The sequence below is a fragment of the Asaia sp. SF2.1 genome (genome assembly GCF_000505765.1).
GTDB classification, from domain to species: domain Bacteria; phylum Pseudomonadota; class Alphaproteobacteria; order Acetobacterales; family Acetobacteraceae; genus Asaia; species Asaia bogorensis.
The window spans coordinates 60,860-66,402 of record NZ_AYXS01000003.1 but is presented as its reverse complement, the minus strand read 5'-3'; the positions used below and the strand labels follow the sequence as shown (position 1 = coordinate 66,402).

7 protein-coding genes and 1 pseudogene are annotated in these 5,543 nt (G+C 60.7%); all 8 read left to right on the top strand.

What is annotated here, in order from left to right:
* Positions 1-1,378 (top strand): hypothetical protein (locus tag P792_RS36400; RefSeq protein ID WP_235075391.1); only part of this gene is annotated, 1,378 nt, incomplete at its 5' end.
* A gap of 231 nt (positions 1,379-1,609) precedes the next feature.
* Positions 1,610-2,194, top strand: coding sequence for a hypothetical protein (locus tag P792_RS23675; RefSeq protein ID WP_023977761.1), 585 nt, complete (start codon positions 1,610-1,612; stop codon positions 2,192-2,194).
* Positions 2,194-2,499, top strand: coding sequence for a hypothetical protein (locus tag P792_RS23670; RefSeq protein ID WP_023977760.1), 306 nt, complete (start codon positions 2,194-2,196; stop codon positions 2,497-2,499). The genes P792_RS23675 and P792_RS23670 overlap by 1 nt, the downstream gene beginning before the upstream one ends.
* A gap of 319 nt (positions 2,500-2,818) precedes the next feature.
* Positions 2,819-3,292, top strand: a complete 474-nt coding sequence (gene ssb, locus P792_RS0117940; RefSeq protein WP_023977759.1) for a single-stranded DNA-binding protein — start codon at positions 2,819-2,821, stop codon at positions 3,290-3,292.
* Positions 3,293-3,466: 174 nt separating this feature from the next.
* Complete coding sequence (locus tag P792_RS37925) at positions 3,467-3,850, top strand: hypothetical protein (RefSeq protein WP_023977758.1); 384 nt, start codon at positions 3,467-3,469, stop codon at positions 3,848-3,850.
* 9 nt (positions 3,851-3,859) lie between these two features.
* Positions 3,860-4,366 carry a DUF3085 domain-containing protein gene (locus P792_RS23660; protein ID WP_023977757.1) on the top strand — a complete coding sequence of 169 codons (507 nt, stop codon included), beginning with the start codon at positions 3,860-3,862 and terminating at the stop codon, positions 4,364-4,366.
* A gap of 142 nt (positions 4,367-4,508) precedes the next feature.
* Complete coding sequence (locus P792_RS23655) at positions 4,509-4,757, top strand: hypothetical protein (RefSeq protein ID WP_023977756.1); 249 nt, start codon at positions 4,509-4,511, stop codon at positions 4,755-4,757.
* A 590-nt stretch (positions 4,758-5,347) separates the two neighbouring features.
* A pseudogene (locus P792_RS37370) lies at positions 5,348-5,543 on the top strand (hypothetical protein); the annotation flags it as partial.

Below are 5,543 nucleotides of genomic sequence, written 5' to 3'. Positions count from 1 at the left end.
TGCGTGGTGTGAAATGTGGTCCGAGCATGTTCAGGATGGCGCTGACCCTGCCCAGTATCGTATGACTCAGGAGGAAGCGCAGGATTTCGACTGGAACGAGCTGGCACACGCCCTCTCCCATACCGAATTCTACGCGCGCGATGCCCGTTTCGGCGACGATCTGGCCAAGGAACACGGGATCGTCTGGGAAGAAGATCTCTTTGCGCCCGCTGATCAGAAAGAAAAACGCTATACGCGTAATGCTTCGGCTTTTTCCGCTGCGCAGTCCGCATGGATCGATAGCATGCTCGGCGAGGACAAGATCCGGATCGCGTGTAATGAGAGCGGTTATCCCCTTTTCCCGGATGGCTTCGGGAAGAGCCATTACGATGATACGACAGAAGGGCAGGCTTACGCGCTTGATCCTCGCACGCTGCTGGTGAAGGAGTGGAACTTCCGGCGATATGAGGTCGCCGCACCGTCTTCGACGTCAGAAGCATACGCGCCTGCTCCCGTCGCCAAAAAGGAGCGTGCCGATATCTCGGGCACCGGCAACACGATGATCGGCGAGATCCGCACACGGGCGCTGGATGAGGCGCTCGATGCGCAGGCTGCCGATGTCGATCCCTGGGATCTGGTCGGCGCTCTCCTGCTCGCTTTGTCGAACAGCAATATCCGCGTTGATGGCGATCGCTCCAGAGATTGTGCCTATGCGAACAACGCCAGAACCCGGGCACGCAGCGCCCTCTTTCCTGAAGGCGTGCTCGTTCGCGATCCCGATCTGCTCCGCCAGCATGCGATCACAGTGCTGAAATCGATCTCGAATTGCGAGATCAGCATGCACTCCGGCAGCGGCCTTTCGGCTCAGCTGCTGGGCGTTCACTTCAATGCCGATGCGCATATGCCGAGCCTCGCTTTTGAGGAGTTCCTCAAGACCTACTCCAAGCCCGGTATCACCAAAGCCGTCCAGGCGCTCGGCTTGACCGAACAGGCGACTGGTAAGCTCATGCGTTCCAGCCTGATCAACCATGTTGGGCAGGGTCATTGGGTGCCACCCGAGGCCGGGTTCGCGCAGGCCGTGGATGTCTGGCATGCTCAGGCCGCCGAAGAAGCCAAACACCTTGCTCGGTGGAATAATACCGACACGGATGACACGGATGCCGAAGATAAGGACCCGGGCGAGGACGTCACAGGCGACGACGCAGATGCGGCTGTCCCCGAGGTGATACCGCCCAGCGACCCTGTCGAGGACGAAACCGCCTCGATCGAGATCGTCCCGGATAAGACGACCGCCGACGCAAGTCTCGCAGCCCTGTCGACCCGCTTGCGGGACAGCTTCGCGTCCACCCCTGCGGGGCGGAAGCATTTCGATGACCACGTGGAAATCATCTGCGTCTGACCCTCGAGCGCATTGGCCCTCCCTTGCGAAGGGCCAATGCAGATCGCGCCTCTCTTGAGGAGGAGGGCGGGTTCTGCGGGATAGGCAAGTTCAGAAAACCCGAGGCAAAGGCGGGCCACAGCCGACCGGCCGCATCAAGGGCGCAAGGCCCTTGACCCGACCCGGCGTCTGCGGCGGCCGCGAAGAGAAAGCCGAAGAAAGGGTTTTCGGCAGGTTTCAAGGAATTTCCTCATGCGTCCCGACTTCTCGTGGTCCGAGACTGTTTTGCTCATTCCGATTTGTCGCGGCATGCCGTCGCAATGCCAGCCTGAAATCGAGGTGCATGCTGCCGAGCAGATTGTGGTTGCTGTGCCGATCTATCCATGGACGATGACAGATCGCGCCCGCATCGATCTGAATGAAGCCGTCATAAACCTTGTGACGAGCGAACGTGAACGATGCGCCGACCTCGGTTTGTACTGTGAATGGACACGCGCGCTCGCGCCCACAATCACCACCTGCTATCCCGGCTCGCCTGCCGCAGTGGCAGACCCTTGCGCCTTGGAATCGAAATGCAATGCCCTGCCATGGCAGCTTGCCGATGATCCTGCGACCTATGGTGCGCAGGCAGGCCATTGGATTGTCGTGGATGGATCTCTGGATCAGGAGATCGACGAGGACATCTACCCGACCGAGGCCGAGGCACAGAAGGCAGCAGACCGGATCAACGCAGCAGATCCGTTGACCGAACAATATCGCCACTGGTTCGCGCTTCACTTGCCCGAAAACTGGGATATCGCCGCACTTGTGTCCAAAATTGCGCAGGAGGCGGCGTGATGGGCAATCGCAGCCTCAATATTTTCACGGCAATCGGCAGCGCCGCCGATATCGAGCGCCTGCGCGCGCAATTCATGGTCGAGGAGGCGCCAGCCGTTGCGGCTGGCGGTCTGCGGGAGCTGCACTTCGACCAGCTTGGCCTTGATGACGGCCCCACCTATTTTCTGGGTGATCGCATCAGCAAAGAATATCCGGGCCTCGCATTGTCCTGCCAATACCACCCCGAAGGGTCGGACTGGGCCTTGCAAGGCGTCGCAGAGTGGCACGCAGGCAAGTGTTGGCGCGAGATCATAGTGCCGACCTAGGCGTCGCGTCCCGCCGTCTCGAATGCATCCGTGGAACGCCGCCAGACAGAAGAGGGAGGGGAGAGGGGGAAACCAGAACGGCGCAGCCGGCGCAATCGGTGGGTCGGCATCGCGTCCTCGCCATGCTCGCAAGCTGCGCGTGGCTGCGGGTCGATGCCGATCCCGGCGCAAGAGCGCCGCGATTGCCCCGGCTGCGCCGTCCCGGTTCCCGGGAAGCATCAAGAGAGAAATATGATCCCGAGCAGGCAGAGCAATCTCTGCGACTGTGCGCCAGGTGGCCGGGACGATCCTCTCTTCATGTATTCACGGAGACTCCCTCATGTCAGGAAGCGTCAACAAGGTCATTCTCGTAGGCAATCTCGGTCGCGACCCGGAAGTCCGTAACGCCCAGTCTGGCGCGAAGATCGTCAATCTGACGGTTGCCACGAGCGAAAGCTGGAACGACCGTAATTCGGGCGAGCGCAAGGAGCGCACCGAGTGGCATCGCGTCGTAATCTTCAACGAACGCCTTGCCGATGTCGCCGAACGCTTCCTGCGCAAGGGCCGCAAGGTCTTTCTCGAAGGCCAGCTTCAGACGCGCAGATGGACCGATCAGTCCGGCCAGGAGCGCTACACCACAGAGATCGTTCTCGATCGCTTCCGTGGCGAGCTCACCCTGCTCGATAACGCGCAGAGCTACAGCGACGAGAGCCGCTTTAGCCTTGATGATCGTCCCTCCCGTAACGCGCCGCCGCGTCAGCCGCAAGAGACCGGCAATTCCGGTTCAGATCTGGACGACGAGATCCCGTTCTGAGGCCCAGCCCGAAGGGCAGGGGCACTCAACACGCGTGCTCCACCAATAAAGCAGAGAGGGCGACGGGACATTGCTTTTCGCATCAAGGGAAGGCTGCGCCCGACGCTTGCGCGTCGCCCTTGACCCGAAAACCGACGCCCCGTCGCGCGGGAGGCAATCAAGAGGAGATTGTCGATGACCTACGATCTGTTTTCCAGAAAAAACCCGACTTTCAGTACACCGGTTCGCTGGTCCTGCACGTCCGAAAGCGTGACGTGCCGCCGTTGCCATCACGAATGGGATGACGGTGATCCGGCCTATCGTTTCGCCTGTCCCGACTGCAACGCCACGCCCGGAAATCCCTGCCAGCGCAGCGCGGGCGGCAATGAACGCGTCTGCCCCGCCCGCGATCGCGCCGCGCAAGCCGCAAAGCTCCTCGGCCCCTGCGAGGGGCTGAGCTGGGACGGTCGCCACGACAAACCGCTGCCGCTGAGAGCCTGCCGCACCAACCCCGCATGGCAGCTGGTCCGTACCGGCTCGCCAGTCGCCCGCTCCTTCAACGACCGCTATCCCTCCTGAGGAAATACCATGAAACTCCATTTCGATCGGGCACGCGTTCTCGAACTTCTGCAGCATAGTATCGATGCCGCACAACGACAGGCAAACTTCGAACAACGCTGCGATCCACAGTATCGCAAACCCGACGCCCCCGAGCGTCAATGGGCATGGGACGAGGACATCGATGCCAGTAAAATCCCGCCCGGCCTGTGGCTGGTCGGCGAAGACGGTATCTGCCTCATGTCCAACGGCAAGGATCATCCCAAGGACGCGATGACCGGCAAGAATGCCGTGGTCTATGCGGAAGAATGCAACCCGTCCATGGATCCCGACAAATGGTGGTCCGTAAAACGGACGTCCTTCGGGGGTGATGACGGGTGCGATTTTCTGGATGCACTTTCGATACAGAACGCCTGCGACGCAACTGCTCCGGATCCAAGAATGTGGATCGATGTGAAACCGAATTCGATCCGGATGCCACCACTTCAGCCGGTTGCTCCAAAACCGACGCCGAAGCGCAAGAAGAAAGGGGGCTGACACAAACGCCAGTCCGCCGCCAGGGCGTCGCCATGCTCGCAAGCTGCGCGTGGCTCCGTGAACGGCGCGAGCGCCGCCCCGGCCCCGGCCCGTCGTTCGCGTCAGCGGGAGTACATCCAGCAGAAATATAAGGAGACGCAGGATGAGCTTCGAATCTCTCACCGATCGCGACTACGCCCTAGAGGCAGGACGGGTGCGCACCGACTGCGCATGGGTGCTCAGCGACCGTGACGTCTGGTACCCCAATCCTTTTTATGTCGGATTGCGCGTTCCCCATCCGGAAGACGATAGCGCTCATGACTATGTCAGCGAGCACGGTATCGATGCATCGCGCGATCTTACTGCCTCAAAAACAGTGCCGCCGCTTGAGGAGTGGGAGATTCCATACTGACGCAGCCAGACATTTGGGTCGCCTGACGAGCCGGGCATGGGCGAAACGATCCAGAGGGCACACCTCTGCACCGTCGCGGCCCCATATCTCGTAGCCGGGTCAGATGCCGCGGGGCCGTGGTGTCGCGCCCATTGTCAGAGGAGAGTCCTCCGTGATCGTTTTGATTGTGGTGGACAGGAAATGGCTCTCGAAATCTCTTCGTAAAACGAAGAAAGCCCTTCAGGCGGTTACAGCCGCTCTGAAGAGCCTTTTCGAGTAGTATTTCCGCACCGATCGAGGGGCTATCTTTTCCCGAGGTACCCCTCGATCACCTCCGATGATGGTCAATCCGGATACGATTTTCAAGGGCGATGTCTCCGCGCAGAGGCATCGCCCTTTTCTTTGTCCTCTTTCCATCGACCCTCCCTCATTACGACGCGACCCGCGAGACAATGAGGAGAGAGGGGCTGACACAAACGCCAGTCCGCCGCCAGGGCGTCGCCATGCTCGCAAGCTGCGCGTGGCTCGTGAACGGCGCAAGCGCCGCCCTGGCCCCGGCCAGTCGTTCGCGTCAGCGGGAGGGCATCCAGCAGAGATAAAGGAGACGCAGGATGTCAGACACAGCACATACCCTCGAAGTGGGCACGATGGTTTCAACACCCCTCTACGACAGAGGGCGTGGCTATATCGCGGCGATCCATGGGGAACAGATGCCGCAAACGGTCAAGCGCATCGGTGGCATCATGGGCACCGGTGGCAACGCGCACTTCGATATCATCTTCGAAATCGGCGCTCGTTCAGTACGGC

Excerpts from the sequence above, each read along its gene's own strand:
- P792_RS23660 (WP_023977757.1), top strand. The coding sequence starts at position 3,860 with ATGAAACTCCATTTCGATCGGGCACGCGTTCTCGAACTTCTGCAGCAT.
- P792_RS23670 (WP_023977760.1), top strand. The coding sequence starts at position 2,194 with ATGGGCAATCGCAGCCTCAATATTTTCACGGCAATCGGCAGCGCCGCC.
- ssb (WP_023977759.1), top strand. The coding sequence starts at position 2,819 with ATGTCAGGAAGCGTCAACAAGGTCATTCTCGTAGGCAATCTCGGTCGC.
- P792_RS37925 (WP_023977758.1), top strand. The coding sequence starts at position 3,467 with ATGACCTACGATCTGTTTTCCAGAAAAAACCCGACTTTCAGTACACCG.
- P792_RS23675 (WP_023977761.1), top strand. The coding sequence starts at position 1,610 with ATGCGTCCCGACTTCTCGTGGTCCGAGACTGTTTTGCTCATTCCGATT.
- P792_RS23655 (WP_023977756.1), top strand. The coding sequence starts at position 4,509 with ATGAGCTTCGAATCTCTCACCGATCGCGACTACGCCCTAGAGGCAGGA.